The organism is Lishizhenia tianjinensis (assembly GCF_900116425.1).
GTDB lineage: Bacteria > Bacteroidota > Bacteroidia > Flavobacteriales_D > Crocinitomicaceae > Lishizhenia > Lishizhenia tianjinensis.
Window position 1 is genome coordinate 1,099,181 of record NZ_FPAS01000001.1, and the last position, 26,004, is coordinate 1,125,184.

Annotated in this window: 23 protein-coding genes; 10 read left to right on the top strand and 13 right to left on the bottom strand. The window is 37.7% G+C overall.

The features are described 5' to 3' along the window. Positions 1-32 precede the first annotated feature (32 nt). From BM327_RS05080 to BM327_RS05090, 3 genes are read right to left on the bottom strand one after another with little or no spacing between them, the layout of a single operon-like run. Positions 33-1,187, bottom strand: a complete 1,155-nt coding sequence (locus tag BM327_RS05080; RefSeq protein ID WP_090247105.1) for a putative sugar nucleotidyl transferase — start codon at positions 1,185-1,187, stop codon at positions 33-35. Positions 1,188-1,197: 10 nt separating this feature from the next. Beyond that, positions 1,198-3,099: an arginine--tRNA ligase gene (gene argS / locus BM327_RS05085; RefSeq protein ID WP_090247108.1), complete on the bottom strand. Its 1,902-nt coding sequence runs from the start codon at positions 3,097-3,099 to the stop codon at positions 1,198-1,200. Positions 3,100-3,118: 19 nt separating this feature from the next. Then, positions 3,119-4,072, bottom strand: coding sequence for an arginase (locus tag BM327_RS05090; protein WP_090247111.1), 954 nt, complete (start codon positions 4,070-4,072; stop codon positions 3,119-3,121). Between the two features lie 192 nt (positions 4,073-4,264). Between BM327_RS05090 and BM327_RS05095 the strand changes: the two genes are divergently transcribed. The 5 genes from BM327_RS05095 (at position 4,265) to BM327_RS05115 (ending at position 9,431) form a co-directional block, all read left to right on the top strand. Then, the gene (locus tag BM327_RS05095; protein ID WP_090247114.1) at positions 4,265-4,924 is read left to right on the top strand and encodes a hypothetical protein; all 660 of its coding nucleotides are present in this window, start codon (positions 4,265-4,267) and stop codon (positions 4,922-4,924) included. Between the two features lie 88 nt (positions 4,925-5,012). Then, entirely contained in the window at positions 5,013-7,571 is a 2,559-nt protein-coding gene (locus BM327_RS05100; RefSeq protein ID WP_090247117.1) for an FtsK/SpoIIIE family DNA translocase, read from the top strand. A 106-nt stretch (positions 7,572-7,677) separates the two neighbouring features. After that, positions 7,678-8,307 (top strand): outer membrane lipoprotein periplasmic chaperone LolA1, encoded by a 630-nt coding sequence (locus tag BM327_RS05105; RefSeq protein ID WP_170853673.1) that lies wholly within the window; start codon positions 7,678-7,680, stop codon positions 8,305-8,307. 67 nt (positions 8,308-8,374) lie between these two features. Continuing rightward, positions 8,375-8,770: a hypothetical protein gene (locus BM327_RS05110; protein WP_090247122.1), complete on the top strand. Its 396-nt coding sequence runs from the start codon at positions 8,375-8,377 to the stop codon at positions 8,768-8,770. 97 nt (positions 8,771-8,867) lie between these two features. Then, positions 8,868-9,431 carry a hypothetical protein gene (locus BM327_RS05115; RefSeq protein WP_090247125.1) on the top strand — a complete coding sequence of 188 codons (564 nt, stop codon included), beginning with the start codon at positions 8,868-8,870 and terminating at the stop codon, positions 9,429-9,431. A 150-nt stretch (positions 9,432-9,581) separates the two neighbouring features. Here the strand turns inward: BM327_RS05115 and BM327_RS05120 are convergent, their stop codons facing one another. After that, the gene (locus tag BM327_RS05120; protein ID WP_090247128.1) at positions 9,582-11,258 is read right to left on the bottom strand and encodes an RluA family pseudouridine synthase; all 1,677 of its coding nucleotides are present in this window, start codon (positions 11,256-11,258) and stop codon (positions 9,582-9,584) included. Between the two features lie 170 nt (positions 11,259-11,428). Here BM327_RS05120 and BM327_RS05125 point away from each other — a divergent pair, with 170 nt between their 5' ends. Together BM327_RS05125 and BM327_RS05130 are read left to right on the top strand one after the other, a co-directional pair. Continuing rightward, complete coding sequence (locus tag BM327_RS05125; RefSeq protein WP_090247130.1) at positions 11,429-13,561, top strand: choice-of-anchor I family protein; 2,133 nt, start codon at positions 11,429-11,431, stop codon at positions 13,559-13,561. A 186-nt stretch (positions 13,562-13,747) separates the two neighbouring features. Continuing rightward, entirely contained in the window at positions 13,748-14,404 is a 657-nt protein-coding gene (locus BM327_RS05130; RefSeq protein ID WP_090247133.1) for a hypothetical protein, read from the top strand. 134 nt (positions 14,405-14,538) lie between these two features. On the opposite strand, the gene BM327_RS05135 is transcribed toward BM327_RS05130, so the two are convergent. The 4 genes from BM327_RS05135 to rsfS form a co-directional block, all read right to left on the bottom strand. Next, positions 14,539-15,201, bottom strand: a complete 663-nt coding sequence (locus BM327_RS05135; RefSeq protein ID WP_090247136.1) for a phosphatidylserine decarboxylase family protein — start codon at positions 15,199-15,201, stop codon at positions 14,539-14,541. Positions 15,202-15,265: 64 nt separating this feature from the next. Next, complete coding sequence (locus tag BM327_RS05140) at positions 15,266-16,078, bottom strand: phosphatidate cytidylyltransferase (protein WP_090247139.1); 813 nt, start codon at positions 16,076-16,078, stop codon at positions 15,266-15,268. A gap of 203 nt (positions 16,079-16,281) precedes the next feature. After that, on the bottom strand, positions 16,282-18,366 hold the full coding sequence (gene ftsH / locus BM327_RS05150) for an ATP-dependent zinc metalloprotease FtsH (protein ID WP_090247144.1): 2,085 nt from the start codon (positions 18,364-18,366) through the stop codon (positions 16,282-16,284). Positions 18,367-18,373: 7 nt separating this feature from the next. After that, the gene (rsfS, locus tag BM327_RS05155) at positions 18,374-18,751 is read right to left on the bottom strand and encodes a ribosome silencing factor (protein WP_090247147.1); all 378 of its coding nucleotides are present in this window, start codon (positions 18,749-18,751) and stop codon (positions 18,374-18,376) included. A 76-nt stretch (positions 18,752-18,827) separates the two neighbouring features. Here rsfS and BM327_RS05160 point away from each other — a divergent pair, with 76 nt between their 5' ends. Next, a complete protein-coding gene (locus tag BM327_RS05160; protein WP_090247149.1) occupies positions 18,828-19,586 on the top strand; it encodes a biotin--[acetyl-CoA-carboxylase] ligase in 759 nt (252 codons plus the stop codon). Positions 19,587-19,592: 6 nt separating this feature from the next. On the opposite strand, the gene BM327_RS05165 is transcribed toward BM327_RS05160, so the two are convergent. Further along, positions 19,593-19,994, bottom strand: coding sequence for a hypothetical protein (locus tag BM327_RS05165; protein WP_090247152.1), 402 nt, complete (start codon positions 19,992-19,994; stop codon positions 19,593-19,595). 3 nt (positions 19,995-19,997) lie between these two features. Next, positions 19,998-20,648 (bottom strand): orotate phosphoribosyltransferase, encoded by a 651-nt coding sequence (gene pyrE / locus BM327_RS05170; RefSeq protein WP_090247155.1) that lies wholly within the window; start codon positions 20,646-20,648, stop codon positions 19,998-20,000. 7 nt (positions 20,649-20,655) lie between these two features. Here pyrE and BM327_RS05175 point away from each other — a divergent pair, with 7 nt between their 5' ends. Continuing rightward, on the top strand, positions 20,656-21,279 hold the full coding sequence (locus BM327_RS05175) for an NUDIX hydrolase (RefSeq protein ID WP_170853674.1): 624 nt from the start codon (positions 20,656-20,658) through the stop codon (positions 21,277-21,279). Here the strand turns inward: BM327_RS05175 and BM327_RS05180 are convergent. Then, positions 21,266-22,111, bottom strand: coding sequence for an OmpA family protein (locus BM327_RS05180; RefSeq protein ID WP_090247160.1), 846 nt, complete (start codon positions 22,109-22,111; stop codon positions 21,266-21,268). The two genes, BM327_RS05175 and BM327_RS05180, sit on opposite strands and share 14 nt — an antisense overlap. Before the next feature lie 89 nt (positions 22,112-22,200). Here BM327_RS05180 and BM327_RS05185 point away from each other — a divergent pair, with 89 nt between their 5' ends. Further along, positions 22,201-23,169 (top strand): glycosyltransferase family 9 protein, encoded by a 969-nt coding sequence (locus BM327_RS05185; RefSeq protein WP_090247163.1) that lies wholly within the window; start codon positions 22,201-22,203, stop codon positions 23,167-23,169. Positions 23,170-23,304: 135 nt separating this feature from the next. Here the strand turns inward: BM327_RS05185 and BM327_RS05190 are convergent, their stop codons facing one another. Both BM327_RS05190 and BM327_RS05195 read right to left on the bottom strand, forming a co-directional pair. Beyond that, entirely contained in the window at positions 23,305-24,009 is a 705-nt protein-coding gene (locus tag BM327_RS05190; protein WP_090247167.1) for a hypothetical protein, read from the bottom strand. A 180-nt stretch (positions 24,010-24,189) separates the two neighbouring features. Further along, positions 24,190-26,004: T9SS type B sorting domain-containing protein (locus BM327_RS05195; RefSeq protein WP_170853675.1), on the bottom strand; the 1,815-nt coding region annotated here is incomplete at its 5' end.

The following is a 26,004-nucleotide window of genomic DNA, read 5'->3' on the forward strand; positions in this document are numbered from 1 at the left end:
TGCCAAGCAAATGTGTATGTAATATTGGCGTATTAGTGACTAAAATTGTCAGCTACATACTTCAAAATATCTTTGTCTTCTTGCGTTAATGAAATTCCTCTTCTTCCCATCATGTTTTCGGCAACTTCAAAGGCTTTATCGATTTTAAAATTCACAAAACCATCACTACCTCCCCATGCAAAAGATGGAATGTACTTAGGTGGAAAATCTCCCCCATAAACATTGGCTGAAACACCAACTACAGTAGCTGTATTAAACATAGTATTGATACCACATTTGCTGTGATCTCCCATACAAACGCCCATGAACTGAACATTGGTAGCATCTATACTTTCGCTTTCATAGCTGTAGGCTTTTACCAAACCATAGTTGTTCTTCAAATTTGAAGAGTTGGTATCTGCACCTAAGTTACACCATTCACCAACTAAAGAGTTTCCTAAAAATCCGTCGTGACCTTTGTTTGAGTAAGCTTGGAAAACAACGTTATTTACCTCTCCTCCTACTTTACAATGCTCACCTAAACTGGTTGCACCATACACTTTAGTTGCTAATTTCAAGGCACTGTGTTCGGCCATAGCCAAAGCTCCACGCACTACAGAACCTTCCATAATTTCAGCATCTTTACCTACGTAAATAGGTCCAGACTTCGTATTTAAAATACACGCTTCAACCACAGCACCTTCTTCTAAAAAGATTTGAGAAGCATCACCTATAACGGTGTTACTTTCAGAAAGTGGTTGACTGGTTTTCCCTTGGGTATAAGCTGCAAAATCTGCAGCCAATACTTCTGCGTTTTTCTGGTAGATATCCCAACGCTCTTCGAGAATAACCAAATCTTCTATCTGAACATGATTTGCTGTATCTAAGGATAAACTTTCACCTCTAAATGCTATCCATTCTTCACCTTGAAAAATTGCTTCACCTGTTGCCAAGTTTTGCATTTTTGCAATTAAATCTGAAGAAGGAATAACAGCAGCATTCACAAAGAAATTATCCTCTGTAAGTACTGCTGGATATTTTTTACTCAAATACTCTTCGGTAACATAACTCACTTGTGCATCGGGTAGGTACATCTCCCAACGTTGATTGTTGGTAAACATTCCCATACGCAAGTTCCCTACTGGCCTGGTTAAAGTCAGTGGAGCAAATTTTAAATGCTTTCCGTTATCGTGAAGAATAATATTCATGGTGTCTTTTTTACATTCTATTCGGTACCTTAATACCCAATAATAACATGGCTTGTTTGATTACTTTGGCAACATTAGCACTTAAGGCCAATCTCAATTGCTTTAATTCTTCGTTTGGCTCATTTAAGATGTACACACTTTGGTAGAAGGTATTATACAATTTCACCAATTCGAAGGTATAGTTTGCAATTAATGCCGGACTGTGATTCTTCCCTGCTTCAGCAACAGTTTCTGGGAAGCTGGCCAACAACTTGATCAACTCTTTTTCTTGCGCTCCGTATGCTGTTGTATTAAATGCTTTCAACTCACCTGCCTTGCTCAATAAGGATTGAATTCTAGCGTGTGCATATTGAATGAAGGGAGCTGTATTTCCATTTAAGTCTATCGACTCTTTAGGATCGAACTTCATACGTTTTTGTGGATCTACTTTCAATAAGAAATATTTCAATCCACCTAAACCTATCATTTCATACAAGTCGTTACGCTCTTCTTCTGATAATCCATCTAAGTGACCTCTTTCTTTGGTAGATTCCATGGCGTCGTGTACGACTTCTGCCATCAAATCATCCGCGTCTACTACTTTACCTTCACGTGATTTCATTTTACCATCTGGTAAATCAACCATACCGTAAGACAAGTGGAAACAGCTATCTGCCCATGAGTATCCTAATTTCTTAAGTACCAAGAACAATACTTTAAAGTGGTAATCTTGTTCGTTACCCACTGTATAAACGATACCATTTAAGTCTGGATAATCTCTAAATCTATCGAAAGCAGTACCTAGATCCTGGGTCATGTAAACCGCAGTTCCATCTGCTCTTAACAATAATTTTTCATCTAAACCTTCGTCGGTAAGATCTACCCAAACACTACCATCTTCTTTTTTGAAGAACAATCCTTTTTCTAATCCTTCTAAGACAAGGTCTTTACCGATTAGGAAAGTATCCGATTCGTAGTACATTTTATCGAAGTCAACCCCCATACGTTCGTAAGTAGAAGCGAAACCTTCATACACCCAACCGTTCATGGTACTCCACAACAAGTATGTTTGCGGGTCTTTTGCTTCCCACTTCACCAACATCTCTTGCGCTTCTTGCAACAAGCTGGTTTCATTCTTCGTGAACCCTGCCAATTTACTTCTCAAAGAGTTGTATTTTGACTTATCAGCTACTGCATCTGTTTCTGAAATTAAAGCAATTAACTTCTCCACATTTTCAGCTTCTTCAGCATCAAAACCTCCTTCAGCCAATTTTTCTTCTGCTAAAGCACAAGCTTCCTTGATCAACTGGTTTTCGAACTCCACGTAGTATTTACCTACAAAGTGATCTCCTTTAACACCTGTAGTTTGTGGCGTTTCTTTTTGTCCGTTGGCATCCTCTGGAGCAAACTTCTGCCACGCCAGCATACTCTTACAAATGTGTATACCTCTATCGTTAACAATTTGCGTTTTGATCACTTTATGACCGTTGGCTTTCAAGATTTCGGCAACACTGTAACCCAAGAAGTTATTTCTTAAGTGACCTAAGTGCAAAGGTTTGTTAGTATTTGGAGAAGAATATTCCACCATCAACGTGTCTCCACTATTTTCTGGCCTAAAACCAAAGCGAGCATCAGCATCCATGTTTTTCAATTCTGCCAACCAGAATTCTTTGTTAATCACAAGGTTTAAAAACCCTTTAACCACATTGTACGCTTCTAACTCTTCTACATGTTCAACAAGGTAAGCTCCAACTTTCTCCCCTACTTCTTCGGGTTTAGTTTTCAGCATTTTTACGAAAGGGAAAGTTACCAATGTAATATCTCCTTCGAACTCTTTTCTTGTCTTCTGAAATTGAACCAGGTTTTCACTAATTTCCTGTCCAAAAATCTCTGTAGCAGCACCCAATAAAAGTGCTTTAATTTTATTCTCCATCTTCTATCTTCTCTAACGTCTATTTACTCACGACGTTAACAACCTTTTCTATAAAATCGAAGGCAACTTCTGCCATCTTATTTGTTTTCTCGTCTAAACAAGGATTTACTTCCACAAACTCTATACAGCTCACTTTTTCTTGGGCTGCAAAGTGTAACAAGATTTCTTCTGCCTCTTTCGGGTGTAAACCATTATCTACAGGAGTTCCCGTTCCATGCGAAGTCTCTGCAGGATCCATAGAATCCACATCAAAAGAGATGTAAACTTCATCACAGGCTGCAAATTTGGCATCTAACTCCGCCAAAACTTTCTGCGTTGATTTCTCACGCAATTCGGCCACCGTGTAATTTTTAATTCCTACACGCTCCATGTATAAATCTTCTGGCTCTTCTGTATCGCGTAGGGCAATAAAAGCCAAATCTTCTGGAGAGATTTTAGGTGCAATTCCTCCTGTATTTTTCAACTTCTCCCACATAGCTGCAGTGTCTTCACTTACATCATTGATACGACATTCTAAATTATCTTCGTTCAAAGCTGTAGCCAAAGGCATACCGTGCATGTTACCTGTTGGAGTTGTATAGGGTGTGTGCATGTCGCCATGCGCATCTATCCACAAAACACCAATTCTCTTGTTTGGATTTGCCATTTTTAGTCCAGCAATTGTTCCCCCAGCAGAACCGTGGTCACCCGCAATAACTAAAGCAAAATCATTTTTCTTTCTAATGTTTTTTACAACCGCAGATACGCGTTCGTAAATCTTCACCAAACCATCAATGCGTTTTCCAGATCTGTATTTAACATCTGTATCTAACAAGTGGTTTTCTGTTTCTATGGTGTGAACCGGAAAACGGCCGAACATATCATTGTTCCTATTGCGTGCCGCTACTTGTATGGCACCTGGACCTAAAGAAGCTCCTCGTGTACCAGCAGTAATTTCTGATTCATTGATAACTATTGAAATATTTCTAGACATATAATTTTCTTAGTTTAAATCGCTTCAAAAGTAGCGTTAATAGCGGCTTAAATCAAGTAATTTTAAGCAAATTATACGACAAGAAATTTGGGGGACGTAACCAATACAGAAAACACCCGCTATGTGTGTAGCATACATCCTTAATTTTGTAGAAAATTTTGATTTTATTTGTACCAGAAAAATTCTTACAATATGCAGTTCAAAAATTTCTTTTATGTTTTACTGGTTGCCAGTGTAATGCTTTCTTGTTCAGGTAAAAAAGAAAACACAAGCAACAGATTTGAAGGAAGATTAGTGTATAAAATCACCTCGAATTTAAGAGAATTTGATCCCGCAGATAGCATGAGTTATCAAATCATTTATGCCAAAGACTCTTTGGTAAAAACAGACAATTTTACCCGACTCGGTAAACAAAGCTACCTCAAACACATCCTTAAAAACAGAGCCTACACCCTTATGAATTTTCAGGGAAATAAATTGGCCCTTCAATCTATACCTGACAGTACAAAAGTTGAGGCAGATAAATACACTTTTTTCGACAGAGATGAAAGCAAGGAAATAGCAGGACTTAAAGCTAATTTGGTGGAGGTCAAAATTAAGGGTCAAAAGGAACCGTATGAAATGTGGTACACATCAGAAATCTCTCACGATTACAGCGAAGCAATTCCGGGGATGAAGGGATTACCGGTTGTTTTTACCTTAGTTATTGGAGAAGAAGAACTGACCTACACACTCATCGAAGCGGAGCGTAAAACAATGGATAGAGACCATTTTGGATTACCCTCTGACTATAAAGTAATTACAACGCAAGAATTTGAAGCGTACATTACTGCACCACAAGAAGAAATGTAAAACTAACACCCCCCTGTTGATGCTTTAAAGCTTCTGACATTCACTTGTGTGCGGATTGATTGTATCTTCGTAAGATATAGAAAAAATTATGGCCAAAGGGAACGTACTTAAAAGCAGATCAACAGATACCAAAGAGAAGAAAAAGAAAGGAAATTCTAGCTCTTCCAAAGGACTGAATCCGTTTTCAAAGTTATCCACCAAACTAGATAAAAAGAAATCTAAGCGAATCACAGGAGGAATTTTACTCTTACTTTCTGTTTACTGTTTTATTGCTTTTCTTTCTTACTTACTCACTTGGAAATTAGACCAAGATCAGGTGATGAATAAGAATTTATTCACCTACATGTTCGAAGACCTGAGTGAACCAACGGCCAATTGGCTCGGAAGATTTGGAGCGTGGATTTCTCACCTTTTCATTTACAAATGGTTTGGTTTAGCCTCTTTCGGATTCTGTTTTATGTTCTTCTTGTACAGTATGCGCCTACTTTTTAACGTGAGCCTTCTACCCCTTAAGAGAAGTACCATCATCACAACCGTCTCTATGGTTTGGTTTGCTATTTTCTTAGGTTTTTTCGCCAATAAGGTTAGTTATTTAGGTGGAGCTTTTGGTTACTTCATCAATTCTTGGCTAGATCAAAACTTTGGTGCTTTTGGTGCTTTCTTATTCATTACTCTTTTACTTTTCATTGCCGTTGTAGTCTTGTTCAACCCCGACTTCAATAAAATTATGCAAATGATAGGGCTGGATGAAATCTTGAAAGGAAGAAAAGACAAGGAAGAAAAAGTTCAAACCGCCAACAACGTTACACCAACAGATATTCATGCGGTAAACACCATTACAGACGAAGAAATTGAAAAGGAGCCAGAACCTCAAGAAGTAGATTTCTCAGAGGATGAGGATGAAGACGTCACAGAAGAAGATCTCAACTTCACAGTCAAAAAACAAGAGGAACAGGAATCTGAATCTACCTTCGAGGTAGACGACAGTTTTGAAATTGAAGAACCTCAAGAAGAATCCTCAACGGTTTCTGCTGCTTCCGATGAAAATGAAGAAGATGATGAATTCTCTGTTGAAGTAGCCGAAGAGGAAGAAGAATTAAGTGATAAAGAATTAAATGATTTGGCTGAGAAATTTGGCGATTATGACCCAAAGCTAGATTTGTCGAATTACCAATTACCCTCTATCGATTTATTAAATGCATACGGTACAGGTAAAATCTCTGTAGACAAAGAGGAGTTGGAAGCCAACAAAAACAAAATTGTTGAAACACTTTCGCACTATAAAATTGAAATTTCGAAGATTAAGGCTACTATTGGTCCAACTGTAACCTTGTACGAAATTATACCCGCACCCGGTGTACGAATTTCCAAGATCAAAAACTTGGAGGATGATATTGCCTTGAGTTTGGCAGCCTTGGGTATACGTATTATTGCGCCTATTCCTGGTAAAGGAACCATAGGTATAGAAGTTCCGAACTCTAAACCAGAAATGGTGAGTATGCGTTCATTAATTGCTTCTGAGAAATTCCAAAATTCAGATGCTGAACTTCCGGTAGTAATGGGGAAAACCATCACCAACGAAACCTATACTTTTGATTTGGCCAAAATGCCTCACTTATTGGTGGCAGGTGCTACAGGTCAGGGTAAATCAGTTGGATTGAACGCCATCTTAGTATCTCTACTATACAAGAAACACCCTGCACAAGTAAAGTTTGTTTTGGTGGATCCTAAAAAAGTGGAATTAACCCTTTACAACAAAATTGAGCGTCACTTCTTAGCCAAATTACCAGGAGAAGAGGAACCGATCATTACGGATACCTCTAAAGTGGTAAACACATTGAATTCTCTTTGTATAGAGATGGATGACAGGTATGAATTATTGAAAGACGCACAAGTAAGAAATATAAAAGAATACAACGCTAAATTCATAAAGCGTAAGTTGAACCCTGAAAAGGGACACCGTTACTTGCCTTACATCGTTGTATTAATAGATGAGTTTGCCGACTTAATTATGACAGCTGGTAAAGAAGTGGAGCATCCAATTGCGCGTATTGCTCAGTTAGCCCGTGCCATAGGTATACACTTAATTGTGGCTACTCAGCGTCCGTCAGTAAACGTAATTACGGGTATGATCAAGGCCAACTTCCCGGCACGTATTGCCTTTAGAGTACTTTCTAAAATTGACTCGAGAACGATACTTGATGGATCGGGGGCTGATCAATTGATTGGTAAAGGAGATATGTTGATCTCAACTGGTTCTGATACTTTCCGTTTACAATGTGGATTCGTAGACACTCCGGAAGTAGAAGATATTTGTGACTTCATTGGTAACCAACGTGCGTATCCGGAAGCTTTACTTTTACCAGAATACGAAGGTGAAGGTAGTGAAGGAGGTAGTGATGCCGACTTAGATGATTTAGATGCCAATTTCGTTGAAGCTGCGCGTATCGTTGTGATTCACCAGCAAGGTTCGGCGAGTTTGTTACAACGTAAGCTAAAACTCGGTTACAACAGAGCTGGAAGGTTGGTAGATCAATTGGAGGCACACAACATTGTTGGTCCGTTTAAAGGATCTAAAGCACGTGAGGTAATGTATTCTGATGAGGCTTCTTTAGAAGAATATTTGTCAACCAAAGGATTATTATAATCTTGGCATAGCCTTTGTAATTTCAAAATCCAGATTGATTAAAAAATTTACTGTTCGCAAAGAATATTGTACTTTTGCAGAGCAAAACCAAAGAACATTAATGAAGATGATGAAAACTGTAATGATAGCAATGAGCTTTTTAAGCTTAGCATTTACAACCCTAGCACAAAGTGATGAGAAGAGTGATGCAATTTTGAAAAAACTTAGCACGGAAATGAAGGCTTTGAAGTCTTTCCACATTGAGTTTGACATGCACACGAAAAACAACGCTACTGGTGTAGACGAAACAGATTCTGGAGAAGGATGGGTACAAGGTGAAAAATTCTACGCAACACTTGGAGAAAATATCATCTTAAGTAATGGTTTAAAAATTTGGACAATAACAGAAGAAACTGTTTACATCACAGATGCAGATGAGGAAGAAGATGGAAGTTTAAATCCTAAAAAATTAATGACCATTTGGGAAGAAGGATTTAAAAGCAAATACGTGAAAGAAGAAAACGGAATGCACGTAATTAGTTTATATCCTACTAACCCAGACGAGGTAGATTACCATACTATTACTTTGCACATCAGTAAAGCAGATAACAGCTTGAAAAAAGCAATCATGAAAACAAAGGATGCTACAACGATGACTTACACAATTACTAAGTTCGAAAAGAACCCAACGATTCCAGCATCTAAGTTTGTATTCAACAAACAAAAACACGCAGGTAAAGAAATTATAGAGGATTAATCCTCACCGCAATAACTTTAAACCGATTCCAATTAGGAGTCGGTTTTTTTATGGAAAGAAAATAGAGATGCAAAATATAGAACAGCTCAAAGATGAAATCATAGGTCAAAAAATCAAAGCTCTTTACCACACCCCAAAGGGAGATGGAGAGGAACTAATTCCAGGGCTTGGAAATTTCTACACTTTCGATACTGTAATTGTGCTTGAAAATGAAAAACTATATAGACTTGGTGATGACTACCTTATTGAATGGTTAGGTAAGGATGAATTGGTTGAAGTAACACACCAGAACTGGAACTTACCAGACGACCTAATTTTTAATGGTAAATGCATTGTGGATATCGTCTTAGATAAAAACAAACTATACTATATATTACTGGAAAACCAAATCATAATTAACCATACATCAGATTTGGGATGTGAATTATTCATTCGTAAATACGATGATATTATTAAACCATAGGTACATTGTTTTACAAAAAATAGTGGACAAATTTCCAATCTTTCTATCTATGTGCTTTTGAATTAAGAATTCTCCAACGAATTGATTAATTTGAAACATGCTTTCAACACTTCAAGATATTTTAGCCCCAAAATCTGTAGAATTAGAAAACGAAACATTTCAATGGTGGAATGGTCATGCCTATATGGAGGGCCAAAAAGTAAGGGCGCTCTATTCAAAAAACGACCTTGAATATCACCTTACAACAACCCTACTCAACAACGAATTTCAGCGGGAAAGTAGTCTCAGTAGTGCAACCGACTTCAATGGTTTTCATCTTGTCACTCAACTTCCACAGGTACTTCCTCTGTATCGCATCACTCCAAATTCAAGGTTAGAAAGATGGTTGAGCAAATCTTACTTCAATGTAGATTGCAAACACAGACCCTATAAAAAGGAATTATTAAACTCAGAATGGCTATTGTGCTTGTATGCTTTATCTTTTGAACTTACCGCTTTTTCTCCAGACATTTCATGTTTACAACGTGGAGACAGAATGGAACTAAGCATTAATTTTCAACTTAGCTCCAGAGAATTAGATGCTCTGGATAAAATTTTAGAATTGATCGAAAACTTTGCTCGAACTTCAACCCAAAGAGGTGGTATAGAGTCTCTGCCCTAGATAGGAGTGGTAGCGCTGCCTTTGTTTATTTAGTAAGTGTTTGTTAAAGGGTACGACCAGCGGAAGTGCAATTGAACAAATAAACTTACTTGATAAAAAGCAGGTAGACTAAAACGAATAGCTAGAAAAGGCAGCCTAAATTAAATACATTTAAAACTCGCAAGGAGCCGTAAATACTACCCTTTCATTGGTAATCGGATGGTAGAGTTCTATGCGCTCTGCATGCAAGTGCAAACGTGTATCTGGAGTTCCATACAAATCATCTCCGACGATGGGAATGTTGAGTCCGGAAGCATGGGCAGCGTGGACTCTTAACTGATGGGTACGTCCTGTTTTAGGATAGAAATACACTTTGGTTTTCCCCTTTTTGCGCTCTATAATTTCGTAATGCGTAAAAGCCGGTTTTCCATGTTCAAAACACACAATTTGTCGCGGTCTATCTTCCAAATCTACGCGCAAAGGCAAATCTATATCGCCTTCTTGCCATTTGAGAATTCCATCCAAAAGCGCAATGTAGCGTTTTTGCATTTTTCGCTTGGCAAACTGACTTTGCAACTGTTTGTGGGCACGTTTACTTTTGGCTACGAGCATCACCCCTGAAGTCATCATATCCAAACGGTGTACTATCATGTGATCTTTACTATCTGGGTACAGTGCCTCCATGCGTGTTTGCACAGAATCTTTGAGTACTTTACCGGGAACAGAAAGCAAACCTGAAGGTTTATTGATGACTAAAAACTCTTCCTCTTCGTAGAGGATTTCTATTTCTTTATCTAAAGAAGGAATGGCGATTAAGGGATTTTCCTGGACCTTCAAACCTTCCAACATATGTCCGAGTATAGGCTTACACTTACTCTGACAAGCCGGGTAATAATTTTTATGCTTTCGAATTTCAGATTTGGGAGAATCTCCCCACCAAAACTCTACGATGGCCAAGGGTTTTAAATGATTTAGGTAGGCAAAATGCAAAAGCTTGGGCGCACAGCACTCCCCTGCTCCCGCTGGTGGTTGATCGAGTTGTGAATCTTTGAAGATATCCAAAAGACTGGCTTGCTCTTGATTTGCATTCAAGAATTTATAATGTTCGAAGATTTTGCGTTGAAGGGTTTTACTTTCCTCTGCTCGCAACGCTTGTAGGGCTTTGAGTTTCTGCTCAAAGATTTCAATTTTCGCTTTTATTTCCTCGATTTGCTGCGAAAATGCTTGTTGTGTATGTTTGAGTTGAAGTTTATCTGCTATGCTTTTTTGGGCCAACTCTTGTTCTAAGTGGTGATATTCCTCTGTTGTCAACACCTGTTCTGCCTCTTTACGCTGGGCATTCCTGAACAACTTGTTGTCTTTGGCTTTTTGTTTTAAGAAGTTTACCTTCACTTGTTTGGCATCCATCAGGGCGTGGTATTCTTTGCGCAAGGCGATATAATCAGGATGCTTTTGCAATTGGTTGACTTGTTCTATCAAATCACTCACCACGGCATATTCTTCTGTAAAAAAGCTATCAGCGCTGAGTAAATCGTAAACGGGAGGCACAAAACCTTCTATGTGATTAGAGTTCCCCACCTTACCAGAAAAAGCAGAAAGATAAGCCAGCTTCCCCTCTTGGTCTTCTACCACCAAAACACCGAACATTTTACCACGCGAAAGCTCGTTGGCATTCTCGGCAATGAAATTATGTGCATTAAAATCATCTTGCTCTATGCGTTGCATTAAATCTTGCGCAGCACATTCTGCCAAGGGAGTGGATTGGTAAAAAAAAGGATAATTGAATTCAGTAGGCCTTTGTATTTCCTCCAATTCATCCAAGTATCTTAAAAATTTACCCACTTCCATTTTCACTTTATTGATCGCCTACAAAGGTACCAAAAGCAGTTTTAGAAACATAGAATTAATCTTAGCTTCTCGCATTAAGCCTAGTTTAAGCATTAATAATTAGCACTTAACAAGTTCTTTATAAACAGCTTGTAATGCGAAGCTACTTTTGCCGCATAAAGAAATTAATTATGAAAAAATTTTTACTAGCTACAAGTTTATTACTAACCGGTCATCTCGTGAACGCCCAAACAGTGGAGTTAAGTTTTGACCAAGATTTTTATACCGTTAAAGAAGGAGAGGCTACCATTAATTTAGGTCTTAGCTTAAATGCGGTGCCAACAACAGATGTGAATTTTGAAGTTGCATTGATGGCAAACATTGGAAACATCACTCCTAACTACACCACACAAAGTTTAAGTTTTACAGCAAATGGATCAACTACGCAAAATTTAAGTGTAGCGATTGCAGATGATAATATTGCCAACAATGACGGATTTTTCGTGGTTGAATTAAGCAACCTTACAGGAGCCACTATTGGTTCACGTGCTCAAACTGTTGTTTATGTAATTGATAACGATGAAACAGTACCTACTTCTACAGGTGATTTGAATATCAACTACCTAACAAGTTATGAAGTGGCACCCGGAGAATCTGCAGAAATCGTTGCTTTTGATGAAGCTACAGATAGGTTGTTTGTTTTGAATGCTACAGCTACTCAGGTTGAAATTTTGGATTTTAGTAATCCTTCCAATATCTCGAGTATTGCTTCTATAGACATGACAGCTTATGGTGCTGGTGCTACGAGTGTTGCTGTGAAAAATGGTATCGTAGCCGCTACGGTGGATGTGCCTAATTTTGGTAACGGTAAAGTTGTATTTATGGATACCGACGGAAACTTATTGAATTCAGTTGAAGTTGGAAACTTGCCGGATATGGTATGCTTTACACCAGATGGAACAAAAGTTTTAACCGCCAATGAAGGTCAGCCGAATGATGGATATACGATAGATCCAGAAGGAACGATTTCTATCATAGACATTACAGGAGGAATTGCTAACCTTACTCAAGCAGATGTAAACACCATTACTTTCAATGCATTTGATGCACAAGAGGCGCAATTAAAGGCAGCTGGTGTTCGCATCTTTGGAGCAGGTGCTACGGTATCTCAAGACATGGAGCCTGAATTCATTTCTGTAAATGCTACTTCAACGCTAGCATGGGTTTCTTTACAAGAAAACAATGCTATAGCTACAATAGATTTAGTAACGGAAGAAATTACCGAGATTTTACCTTTAGGTACCAAAGACCACAGTTTACCAGGAAACGGATTAGACATCTCTGACAAGACAGATTCTGTTGCTATTATGAACTGGAATGTGAAAGGAATGTACATGCCAGATGCAATTGCTACTTACGCTGTTAATGGTGTTGATTACATCGTTACTGCTAACGAAGGAGACCAAAGAGAATATGGCGTGATAGACGAGGATGTTTCTGTAGGAGATTCTGGGTACGATTTAGATCCTACGCTATTCCCAAATGCAGCTTTGTTGAAAGAAGACTTTTTATTGGGAAGAATAGCAGCGAGTCCGTACGACGGAGATACAGATGGAGATGGTGACATCGATGAGATTCACATTTTTGGTGCTCGATCTTTTAGCATCTGGAATGCAAGCACGGGAGCTTTGGTATACGACAGTGGTGATGAGTTTGAAAGAATCACAGCAAATGATCCTATCTACGGTGAATTATTCAATGCGAGTAATTCTAACAACAATATTAAAAATAGAAGTGATAACAAAGGTCCAGAGCCAGAAGGTATCACGGTGCAAAAAATCAACAACGATTACTACGCTTTTGTAACTTTAGAAAGAACAGGTGGAATGATGGTCTACAACATCACAAACCCAACTCAAGCTGCCTTTGTTAAATATGCCAACAGTAGAGATTTAGGAGCAAACGAAGGTGGAGATTTAGGTCCAGAAGGAATTATATACATCTCAGAAAATGAAAGTCCGAACAACACAGCTATGATTATTATGGCCAATGAAGTAAGTGCAACCTTGAGCATCTACACAGTTGAAAACATGAATCACAGTGGTCTTGAAAACAACAACACGGAAGCAGGGTTATTGATTTACCCGAATCCAGCTCAAGATTATATTTACTTCAATACTGTTACTACTGGTGTGATTGTTAATGCAATGGGGCAAGAAGTTCTTTCTTTCCAAGACAAAGCCTACTTAAATATTGATCAGTTAGAAAAAGGTATCTACTACTTAAAAACCGAAGCTACTACTGTCAATTTCATCGTTCAATAATTAATTTCTGAAACGATAAGGAAGGACGTTCATTTATTTGAACGTCCTTTTTTTATTCGCTTAAAACTTTCGTTTTAAAATCAAATAAAACGTTTTAAACCACGAATAAAAAAGTATAAAACGTTCAATACTAGATTTTTTCGTTAAAAAGCAGCATCGAAGTACCTTGTTCAAAAAAAAGCAGCTATGAACAAGAAACTTTTAGGAACACTATGTCTTACCCTTGGTCTACTTACTACTCCGGCTAAAGCACAGGTTATTTCTGAAAATGATCTAGGTTTTCATGTCGCCGCCTCGGTTTACACCGATTTTGAGCCCTACATCCCGGTTCACGCCTACTTTGGGACCAACCTTGAATTAGGTTTTGATTGGACCCATTACTACCAAAGAGATAAGTTTTGGAAAACGGGGATTAGCTACACCTTTTACAAGTCTCCCTTTAAAAATGGTATGTCGTACTACGACGAGTACATACAAATACCTTTTGTTTTCTCTATTGCCAAGTGCAGGGAGTTTAAGCACAACACGGATCTATACATGACCTTTGGTCCACAAGTATCCATACAAACGCGTCAAGGTAGAGCGGAAAGAACGGATAGATATTACGATTTTGAGGAGAGTCACTTTGGAGGTGCCATAAAGTTTGGACTTACCGGAGAATTTGCCTTGTATCAAAACATGACCAATTATGCACATGCAGGAGGTTTACGTTTAAGTACAGATATCCCAAAACTATTGATACGTACCCAAGAGGATTGGATGGTATATGATCAATACATCACGGCTACCTTGTTTTATAGCATAAGTAAAAGAAGACGTCCCAAGAAGAAAAGTACCTACTAAACCTAAATCCCATCCGCTGATTTTTTTGGTTGATGGGATTGCTTTTAGGTGAATGTAGAAGGTACACTTAACCCTATATCAAAAAAAATCCCAGTAGATGAACTACTGGGATTTTCTTTATATATCCTAATGAATTATAGTGAACCAATTTTGGTAAGCTTACCTTTTACCACATCACCAATTTTCACATCAACTTTTGCATCTAAAGGCAAAAACAAGTCGATACGTGAACCAAATTTGATGAAACCGAACTCTGTTCCTTGATCTACCTTATCTCCTTCTTTGGCGTAGTAACAAATTCTTCTTGCTACCGCTCCTGCAATTTGTCTGAATAATACTTCTTTCCCATTCTCGTGCTGTACAACAAAAGTACTTCTTTCATTGTCTGTACTCGACTTCGGGTGCCAAGCCACCAAGAACAAACCTGGGTGGTATTTCACGTATTTAACGATACCTTTAATAGGGTTCCAGTTGGCATGTACATTTAAAGGCGACATGAAAATTGAAACTTGAATTCTCTTATCTTTAAAATATTCAGTTTCTTCTACCTCTTCGATAACTACAACTTTACCATCGGCAGGACAAACGATGTCTAAATCTTCTGCATTTACCGTTCTATTGGGAACTCTAAAGAATTGTACAATTAAGTACAACATCACTACTTCTCCTAATGTTAGTAGGTAGTATAACCAATCCCAACCTGTTGCTTGTAACAAGAAATAATTTCCAACATGGATAGCTCCTAAAATAAGCACTCCAATTAAAATTATTAAATAACCTTCTCTGTGTAGTTTCATTCTAATGTGTTAAGGGAAGCCTTCGCTTCGGTATCATATCTAAAAATCGGCGCTAAAATACATATTAAATGCAGATAATATACCACGTATAAAAAAGTGGTGCCGCAAATAATGTTGCATCGAACCTGTCTAAAATTCCTCCATGTCCTGGAAGAATGTTTCCACTGTCTTTTATCCCCAAGCTTCTTTTAATCATAGACTCAAACAAATCTCCGAAAATAGCACCAAAGGCAGCTAAGAAAGCTGCTGGTATCCAAAAGACAAGACTCATGTTGGTCAATTCAGAAAATAGATAACCGGCAAACATGGCAAAAACAATTCCTCCTACTGTTCCTTCCCATGTTTTCTTTGGAGAGATGCGTTCGAACAATTTATTTTTACCTATCATACGTCCTGTAAGGTAGGCAAAGGTGTCGTTACTCCAAATAATAGTAAACATTCCTACAGGTATTAGCCATTGTCCTTCTTTAGCCTCTACATCTTTCAATGCCATCACTAAAAACAAAGGAAGAATTACGTAAACCCAACCGAAAACGGTTACGGCTACATTGCTTAATGGAGATTTTGATTTACGGAAAAGTTCAGGAATAAGGGCTAAAAAGGTTAAAGGCAACAACAACACGATGTACTTTGCATCTAAAAACTCCCAACGCATGTATATAAGTACAAATAGAATGGAGATTCCTCCTACCATACCTATTTTCTCATCTGGAGAGACCGTCTTACTATTTCTAAACAATCTATAGAATTCAGAAAGTCCTAATACAATAAACAACGAAAGTACACCAACTGTGGTATACTCTCCAAAATAAAGTCCTCCTATGATTAGCCCTACAAACGCGGCTCCAGTAAGCGACCTTAACAGTATATCATTCATTTTCTTTGCTAATTAGATATTTGGCCTTTAAGATAAAATTTTGGTGAACATAGAGTTCTATTTCTCCAAAGGCATTATACGAAGAATCCCGTTTATCAATAATGAAAACGGGAATTCCTTCTTCTTCAAGATGTAATTTTTTAAGTGTGGCCAAATGCAGCTCGGTAGTTGAAAATACCAAGCGCATTTCACTAAAAGGAGTATTAGTCTTCTTTAGTTTCTGTATCCACGCTATTAGTTTCTTGATCATTTTTTACTTCTTCTTCGGCAACAATCTCTGCATTCTCTGCAGTTTCTTGAACTTGATCTATGATTTTTTCAGCTACCGTCTCTTCTTTATCCCATTGACGTTTACCAAAAATCTCTTCCAAATCCTCTTTAAATATAACCTCTTTTGCCAATAATTTATCTGCTAAAGCTGTCAATTTATCTTTGTTATCCGTCAATACCTGCAATGCTCTTTGGTATTGTTCTTCTATCATTTTACTAACCTCTTCATCAATAATCTTCGCGGTATCTTCTGAATAAGGTTTTGTAAAAGCGCTTTGTCCTTGCGAATCATAGAAAGAAATGTTCCCTACTTTTTTGTTCAATCCGTAGATAGAAACCATAGCGTAGGCTTGTTTGGTTACTTTCTCCAAATCGCTCAATGCACCTGTAGAAATTTTACCGAAGATCAACTGCTCTGCAGCTCTACCTCCTAATGCAGAACACATTTCATCCAAAATTTGCTCTGTAGTTGTAATACTTCTTTCTTCTGGCAAGTACCAAGCAGCTCCTAAAGATTGACCTCTAGGTACAATTGTAACTTTTACCAATGGGTGCGCATATTGCAACAACCAAGAGATAGTAGCGTGACCTGCTTCGTGGAAGGCAATCGACTTCTTCTCTTCTTTAGTAATGATTTTGTTTTTCTTCTCTAAACCACCGATAATTCTATCTACAGCATCCAAGAAATCTTGTTTCTCTACAAAAGGCTTTTGTTTTCTTGCTGCAATAAGGGCTGCTTCGTTACATAAGTTAGCGATATCAGCTCCACTAAATCCAGGTGTTTGTTTCGATAAGAAATCGATGTCCATTTCCTTGTCTAACTTCAAAGGTTTTAAATGCACTTGGAAAATTTCCTTACGTTCATTTAAATCTGGCATATCTACATAAATCTGTCTATCGAAACGACCTGCACGCATTAAAGCTTTGTCTAATACATCTGCACGGTTGGTTGCTGCCAAGATGATAACTCCAGAATTGGTTCCGAAACCATCCATCTCTGTTAACAACTGGTTCAAGGTATTCTCACGCTCGTCGTTAGATCCCATAGAGTTACTTTTCCCTCTGGCTCTACCGATAGCATCTATCTCATCAATAAAGATAATCGCTGGAGATTTTTCTTTGGCTTGTTTGAACAAGTCACGCACACGCGATGCTCCTACCCCAACAAACATCTCTACGAAATCTGAACCTGAAAGCGAGAAGAAAGGTACTTGAGCTTCTCCCGCAACTGCTTTTGCTAACAAAGTTTTACCTGTTCCTGGAGGTCCTACCAATAAGGCTCCTTTCGGAATTTTAGCACCTAGCTCTGTATATTTCTTTGGGTTTTTAAGGAAGTCAACAATTTCCTCTACCTCTTCTTTAGCACCTTCTAATCCTGCAACATCTTTAAAGGTAACATCTGTACCTTTTCCTTTTTCAAAGACTTGGGCTTTCGATTTACCAATGTTAAAGATTTGTCCACCAGGACCACCACCTGCTCCACCAGACATTCTTCTCATGATGAACATCCAGATCACGATAATGATCAATACTGGGAAGATGAAAGCGATGATTTGACTCAAGTAATTCACCTCGTTGTCCACATTGTATGAACCCAAAGGCTGCTTACCGCTTGCCACCAACTTTTCATTTGCTTTTTCATAATTCTTATCAAAAACTTCCTGACTAGAAATATCTAAAGAGAACTTTGGTTTACTTCTAGCAGAAAAAGCACTTGGTTGGTTAGACATGATACGCTTCATACGATCATAGTCTTTTTTCGCACCACTGCCGTTATCGAAATTACCGTTTTCTATTGCTTTTTGTCCCTCCTCAGTAACCTGGAAGTCTACTCTGTTCTGATTTCTAATCAACACAACATTTTCCACGTATCCATTCTCCATCAACTCGATGAAAGTACCTCTACTCACATCGCTTCCACCGTTGGATCCCATGAAAAACTGTGCTCCTAGAATTAACACTGCTATACCAGCGTAAATCCAGTAAATCGAATACTGATTTTTCTTCTTTTTTGCCATTATTATTTTAATCTAAATTAGGAATATCTGTTCTTTTCGCATCTGCCCATAAATCTTCGATTTCGTAAAAGCTACGAACATCTTTATGGAAGATATGAACTACTACGTTAACGTAGTCTAACAATACCCACTCTCCGTTACGCTTCCCTTCTTCGTGCCATGGTTTATCTCGCAACACCTTACGTGTATGGCGAACTATGGAATTACTAGCACCTTCTACCTGAGTGGTAGAATCACCGCTACAAATCACAAAAAAATCAGTAACTGAATTATGAATATCTCTTAAGTCTAAGATGGTAATGTCTTTGGCCTTTACCTCTTGCATTCCCTCGACTATTGTCTCGGCCAAAATTCGGGAATCTATTTTCTCTATTACTTTATGCATTCTCAATTTTGAGTGTACTACAAATCTAATTAAATTTTAATTTTACGCTCGGTCTTTTAAACTCATTGTTGCAGATATGACGCAAACAAAAATCGGTCATAAAATTATACATCTAGAACGTGTGGATTCTACAAACAACTATGCTGCCAACGAGGGGAAGCAAGGTAAAATCTCTCACGGCACTGTTATTTTGGCAGATATACAGACAAATGGCAGAGGTCAACGCGGCAACACATGGCAATCTGACCCCTTTTCTAACTTAACAATGAGTCTCTACCTGACTCCCAACGCCATAATCAAACAAAACCAGCATAGTTTAAATTACGCAGTGAGTTTAGCCCTAAAAGATGTACTGGTTAAGCACGCTGAAAACGTCAATATAAAATGGCCCAATGATTTACTAATAGGTAAGCGAAAAATAGCTGGAATATTGATAGAAAATCAGTGGGGCCCTTTCGGAATACAATCTTGTATAGTCGGTATAGGTTTAAACTTGAATCAAGAAAAGTTTGAGCACGATTTGGGCATTTCCCTAAGTCAAGCCACAGGTAAGCATCATACACCCTACAACATCATGTTAGCGTTTTGTCATGCCTTCCAAGAAAGATGGGACAGTATGGAGAGCATGGGAGCAGATGCTTTGAAAAAAGAGTTTGACAAGGCCCTTTGGTTGCGTGGTGTTGAAAGTACTTTTGTGGATGCTGAAACACTTGAGGAATTCAACGCGATACTTGTAGATACCGATGAATTCGGAAATTTACGACTACAAAAAGAAAACGGACGCATCGAGAGCTTTCGCAATCAATCCATCCGTTTCAAAGATCGTATGGTATAGAGGATTTTAGGCCTCGTATTTTTCTTTAATCTTATTGGTCATGTAATTGAAAAGGTTGGTCAAAGGTTTTTGCACCATCATTTTCAAGAACGCATTTACTTTCCCATCGAAGTGAATATACCCTTGAGTTTGATCACCTTGAGGCTGCATGAAAATCGTTAAATCAAAAGGGAAAGGAGACTTTGCCCCAGCTTTCATAATGATTTGTTGATTTTCTATCATTTCTTTTTGTTCCAAAGTAATGATGATACCGCCTTGAACTTTAAAGCTACATTCGGTTTGTGTTGCTGTAAAATCTTTTACATCATCTTGTGGTAAAAGTTCGCCGATGTTGTTGGCATCCTTCAAAAAGTTGAATACCGTATTCACATCTGCATTTACAACTACTTTTTCACTATCAATCTTCATCGCTTATGCTTCTTTTGGAGACCATTCTGCAGGATTCTCTTTCCATTCTCTTAAAGAAACTAAATCTTCTTTTGAGATAGCACCTTGCTCTAAGGCCAAATCCATTAAAATATCGTAGTTAGAAAGCACAACGTACGGACAATTTGCTTCCTCAAAGTTCTTTTGAGAAATTTTAAATCCGTAAGAGAAAATAGCTGCTAAACCTTTCACGTTTAACCCAGCTTCTCTTAAAGCTTCAACAGCTTTTAAAGAAGAACCACCTGTAGAAATTAAATCTTCAATTACTACAACATTTTGTCCTTCAGAAAAATCACCTTCAATTTGGTTACCCAAACCGTGACCTTTCGCTGAAGATCTTACATAAATAAATGGCACTCCTAATTCTTGCGCTACTAATGCACCTTGTGCAATTCCTCCTGTAGCCACTCCTGCAATCACATCCGGCTTACCGTATTTCTCCAAAATGATCTCAGAATAACTTTGTCTTATAAAAGTTCTAATGTTTGGATAAGACAAAGTTTTACGGTTATCACAATAGATTGGAGATTTCCATCCAGACGCCCATGTAAAAGGAGATGTGGGCTCAAGTTTTATTGCTTTAATTTGTAACAAAAATTCTGCTACTTTTGAAGCGTTATCCTTATTTAAAATCATGCCGCAAATGTATAAAGTTTTTATTGAAAATACGCCACTCTACTTTGTAAAGAATGAAAAAGGGTTAAAAAGCGATACTTTCTTGATAAAAGGCAAACCTAATGCAATTGTGCTCAAAAATATCTTGAGCACCTACAGAAATGCTTCGAGTAAAATTCGAATAGCAATTGTAAGTGATGAGCCTAAAAAAGCCATGCATAAACTCTTTGAAAATTATACATGGGTAGAAGCTGCCGGTGGTATAGTTCGCGACACTAAACACGACAAATATTTATTTATCAAACGAAATGGGTTTTGGGATATCGCCAAGGGAAAATTAAAGAAGGGAGAAGATCCTATTCTTGGAGCCCAACGCGAAATTGAGGAAGAATGTGGAATTTCTAATATATCTTTTGAGGATAAGATTATTGAAACCTACCACATATACGACACCTATGGGAAAGATGTAATTAAGAAAACCTTTTGGTACAGTTTTACCTATGAAGGAGATGATAAATTAACTCCACAAATAGAAGAAGGTATTACCAAAGTAAAATGGTTTTCGAAAACGAGTTTAGACAAAATTCGCTACAATACCTTTGCTTCCATTGTTGAAGTTATGGATGCCTACAGTCATTTTAAACAAAGCTAAAATCAACGCGCCTGTTGTGCTGTTTACCCTCACGGGTTGAATTAGTATCAACAGGCTCACGCTCTCCTTTAAAATCTATCTCTAACTTATCTTCGGGTAAACCATTGGCCACAAAAAAATCTTTAATTGCTTTCGCTCTTCTTTCAGACAAACCAACATTGTACGCATCCGTTCCAACTGCATCGGTATGTCCGGTAACTTTAATTCGAATATCTGAATGACCTTGAACCACACGTATCATGTCTTTGAGGTAAGCATGGAATTCTGCTTTTACTACTGACTTATCATGATCAAAGTATATTGGTTTGAATTTGAAACTCTCCAATTCCTTTTTACGAATTGCAGGAGCGGAAAAACCTTTGTCTAAATCTAATTTTAAACGGTGTACCCACAGGTGACTAAGGTCTGACTTCTTTTCGGTGGGGAATGTATAGTCAGCTTTATACAGAATAACATAACCCGAATAATTTTTACAATCCACACTGGTAAAGGTACCCTCCAAATATCCCGTGCTATCGTTGTACTTTAAGTTGTATTTCAATTTACACCTTGGGGTCTCTCTACTATTGGCTCTTGATTTAAAATTGATTTCTTCGATTTCTAAGTTAAACGCATCACTGTCGTTTATTTTAAAACGTTTCAAGGCATAGACATCTGTATCCGTCAGTTCTATACGTGTTAACTCCTGCCCTTCCTCTAGGTTAAGGTAAATGGCTTGTTCGTCAGAAAAATCTTGGTGAATAGATAGAATTCCCTTCCATTGTCCGTTCCATTCAGAAGACAAGGAGGGAAAACCTAATAGCAATAGCGTGAATAAAAAAATTAACCTCATCAAAGTATTATTCGGATAGAACAAGAAAATGTTCCAAGTTCATGCCATTAATTTATGGATTTTATAGAATTCACCTATTTTTGAGCCGCATGCAAAAGTTTCTGATTATACAAACGGCTTTTTTGGGAGATGTAATTTTGGCCACTCCTGTCGCTAACGCTTTACGAGAAAAATACCCAGACGCACAAATTGATATGTTGGTGCGCAAGGGAAATGAAAGCTTGGTTCAAGGGCATTATGCCTTAGACAATGTTCTGATTTGGAACAAAAAAGAAGGTAAATACAAAAGTTTACGCGCTCTAAAAAAACAAATTGTTGCCGAAAAATATACAGAGATCATCAACCTACACCGTTTTGCAAGCAGTGGATTTTTAACCGCTTTTGGTAAGGCTGAAAATTCGGTTGGTTTTGACAAGAATCCTTTGTCTTTCTTGTTTAAGAAAAAGGTAAAGCATGATTTAACCCAAAACTTACATGAGGTAGAACGCAACTTAAGTTTGATTGCTCATCATGGGGTTCCTAAAAAAATGCGCCCTAGCCTCCACCCTGCGGAAAAAGATTTTGCTTTTGTCAATAAATTCAAAGGACAAAAATACGTGTGTTTTGCACCTGCTTCGGTTTGGTTTACCAAACAAATGCCAAAAGAAAAGTGGATAGAATTGGGACATACGATGAACCATAAAATTTATTTAATTGGTGGTCCGGGTGATGTAGCTTTATGTGAAGAAATTGCCCAAGAATTAGACAATGCTGAAGTATTGGCCGGGCAATTAAACCTCATGCAGAGTGCAGCTTTGATTAAAGATGCGCAACACAGTTATGTGAACGATTCTGGCCCTATGCATATCTCCTCTGCTATGAACACGCCAACCACAGCATTTTACTGCAGTACTGTACCCGAATTTGGATTTGGACCTTTGGCGGAACAATCGAGAATTATAAGCAAAAGTCTAGATTGCAAACCCTGTGGCTTACACGGTCATAAAGCATGTCCTAAAGGTCATTTCGATTGTGGGTTTAAGCTAGACTTTAAGAAGGATGTTTATTTGGATTCTTAGACGGTTAGACTTTTAGACCTTTAGATAGTTAGATTTATAGATGACTAGACAGTTTTGAGTGTGAGTAAGGAGTGTGGAGTATGGAGTATGGATAATTGTATTTTTCAAACTTTTCACCTCTTACTAATCACACCTCTACAAATTAAAATTATAGCTTACACCAAAGCCTAAAGAAAAATTAAATCTTTGAGGTCTATAGTTGGGATCTAAAGTAGAATTATCAAATAATTCCTTTGAAGCTGAATGACCATGATAAACAGTTGAGAAGATATTACATTGGGTAAAAAGCTTAAATCTATCCGATACGTTATAATCTATCTGATGAATAACATTTACTCCTAAATCTCTTAATTGGTAATTATTTGTAGGGGGCTCTTGTCCGCCAGCACCGTAGATTCTCATTTCTCGGCCATGTCTATATGTCAAGCCCGCACCCCAAGAAAACGAGAATAATTCATTGTTTGTACTTGCATAATTTCTAAAATAATTCAAGTTAAAATCTCTAAAACTTCTAACGAAAGTGAAACGGTCTCCTACCTCTTCAAGGTTGGGATAATAAGTGTTTCCATAAGTCGCATAACAAAACTGTATGGAACTTTTACCAAAACTTTTGCTGATTGCAATAGCCTTTGATTCCTTGAACCTATCATTGAAAAAATTCATACTCCTTAATTTAAACCCGGTTCTAAAACCGGCATCATATATAGGAGTTTGATCGAAAAATACGTTTACAGGGTTTACTTTTACATCAACTTTCCAAGAATAGTCTTGTGCATTCAGATTGAACACTCCTAGTGTACAGGAAAGGATTAAGAGGTTTTTTATCAGTGAGTTAAGCATGAAATAAATATAGTAAAAGTTTTTTAGATGCTTAGACTTTTAGACCGTTAGATTTTTAGATAGTTTTGAGTGTTAGTAAGGAGTATGTAAAACTGAATTGTAAACACCTTATGCTCGAGGTTCAATTCTTGAATATTTGACACTTTTGACTTATCACTTTTCGCTTATCACTCTAAAAAACTATCTCAAAACATTCACATGCCCAGTAATAAACTCTCTTTCTGCATTAGCTGCTGAAGTGAAATATATTTTGTAGGTGTATACGCCATCTGGTACAGGTTTTCCATTAAATGTTCCATCCCAAGCTTGATTTGCATGGGTTGTTTCGAAAATGAGTTTACCTCCCCTATTGTAGATTTCAAGACTGTAAGATGTAAAATCAATTCCACTGGTAAATACTGGTTGGAAAGTGTTGTTAGAAGCATCTCCATTTGGGGTGAAGGTGTTGGGTACATAATACAGCAATTCTGGTTTGAGTTCTATGCTTTGGTAGGCTATGTCTGTACAACCTTCTGTACTTGTAACCAAAAGTTCTACTTGGAATACTATGCGTTCATTCCCTAAATAACTGTGAATTGGATCTACTAGAGTGGATGAATCTCCATCTCCAAAACTCCATTGATAATACGTAGCTCCAGTACTTTGGTTGGTGAATGAAACTGAATTATCCAATGAATTAATAAGATTGTTTGATGCTTTAAAATCTGCCACAGGGTTTGGGTGTACCTCTATGTAATCTGTATAGCTGGTGTCGTTTAAACAGTTGTTTTGGTCCGTAACTTCTAGACTTATCGTAAATAAACCAGCATTGAATTCGTGGACAACCGTATTCGTGTTATAATTACTTCCGTTTATGTTCCAAGTTAAGGATTGTGTATTCTGAGTAATATTGGTAAAAGTAACTTCTAAAGGTTCACAACCTTCTAAAGTATCGGCCGTAAAGCTTACTTCTGGTAGATTATTCACGGTAATATTTACCGTATCTGTATTTGTACAACTGTTGGTATCCGTTCCTTCAACTATAAATTGGTATTGACCTAAAGTTGGTGTTAATACTTGTTGATCTGCATATCCTCCCTCCCATTGGTAGGTTTGGGCTCCTGTTGCGTTGAGGGTGTAAGTATTTCCCACACAAAATGAGGTGTCTGTTCCTGCATTCACTGTTGGTAAGGGGTGAATGATGATAGTTATTGTATCTCCAAAATATTGACTACAATTCACATCAACAAAAGAATTTAAAATATAGACGCCCTCTTGATTACCAAGATTTACTTGACCCGGTGTTAAACTCACAGATTGATTGGTTCCATTAAAAGTATAATATAGTGTTCCACTTTGGTCTAATTCTACGTCTAAGAGTATGTCGTAAACACTATCTCCTTGACAGTAGGTATTTCCATTTTGGATTACCGTGTAGGTTGGTAAATCTGGTGCTTGTAAAATTAATGTATCTGCGCAAGTTGATTCATCTTCGAAGTGGGCGGTGATAAGAATTTGCCCACCAGATTGAGGAATGTTAGGGATGGTATAGGTGTAAATGCTATCCTCTACAAAGTTTTGGAAAAGTGTATCGGTATAATTACCTGTATTGGTTAGAGCGTTGATGATCAAATTACCTGTTGCGGGATAATCGTAAAAAGACAACTCTCCGTTGAGGGTGTACACTCCTCCTGTTTGACAGGAATCTATCGTAACATTATGCTGTATATACTCACAACCACAATGGTTAATAAAGACGGTAACACTATCATTGGAAATACACCCTGTGACGGTGTCTGTAACTTCTAAATAAAACGTTGAAGATATACTATCCATGCAGGCAATTACTTGGTTTCCTTGTAAAGTATTCAATTCATTGGCCGGGCTCCAGTCAAAAGTATAATTGTTATAATTCCCTGAATTAAACTGGGGTAAATCAACTGTAATTGGGATACAATCGTTACACCCTACTGAATCTATTTCTGGTGTAAAGGCAATATCAAATTGGGGTACATT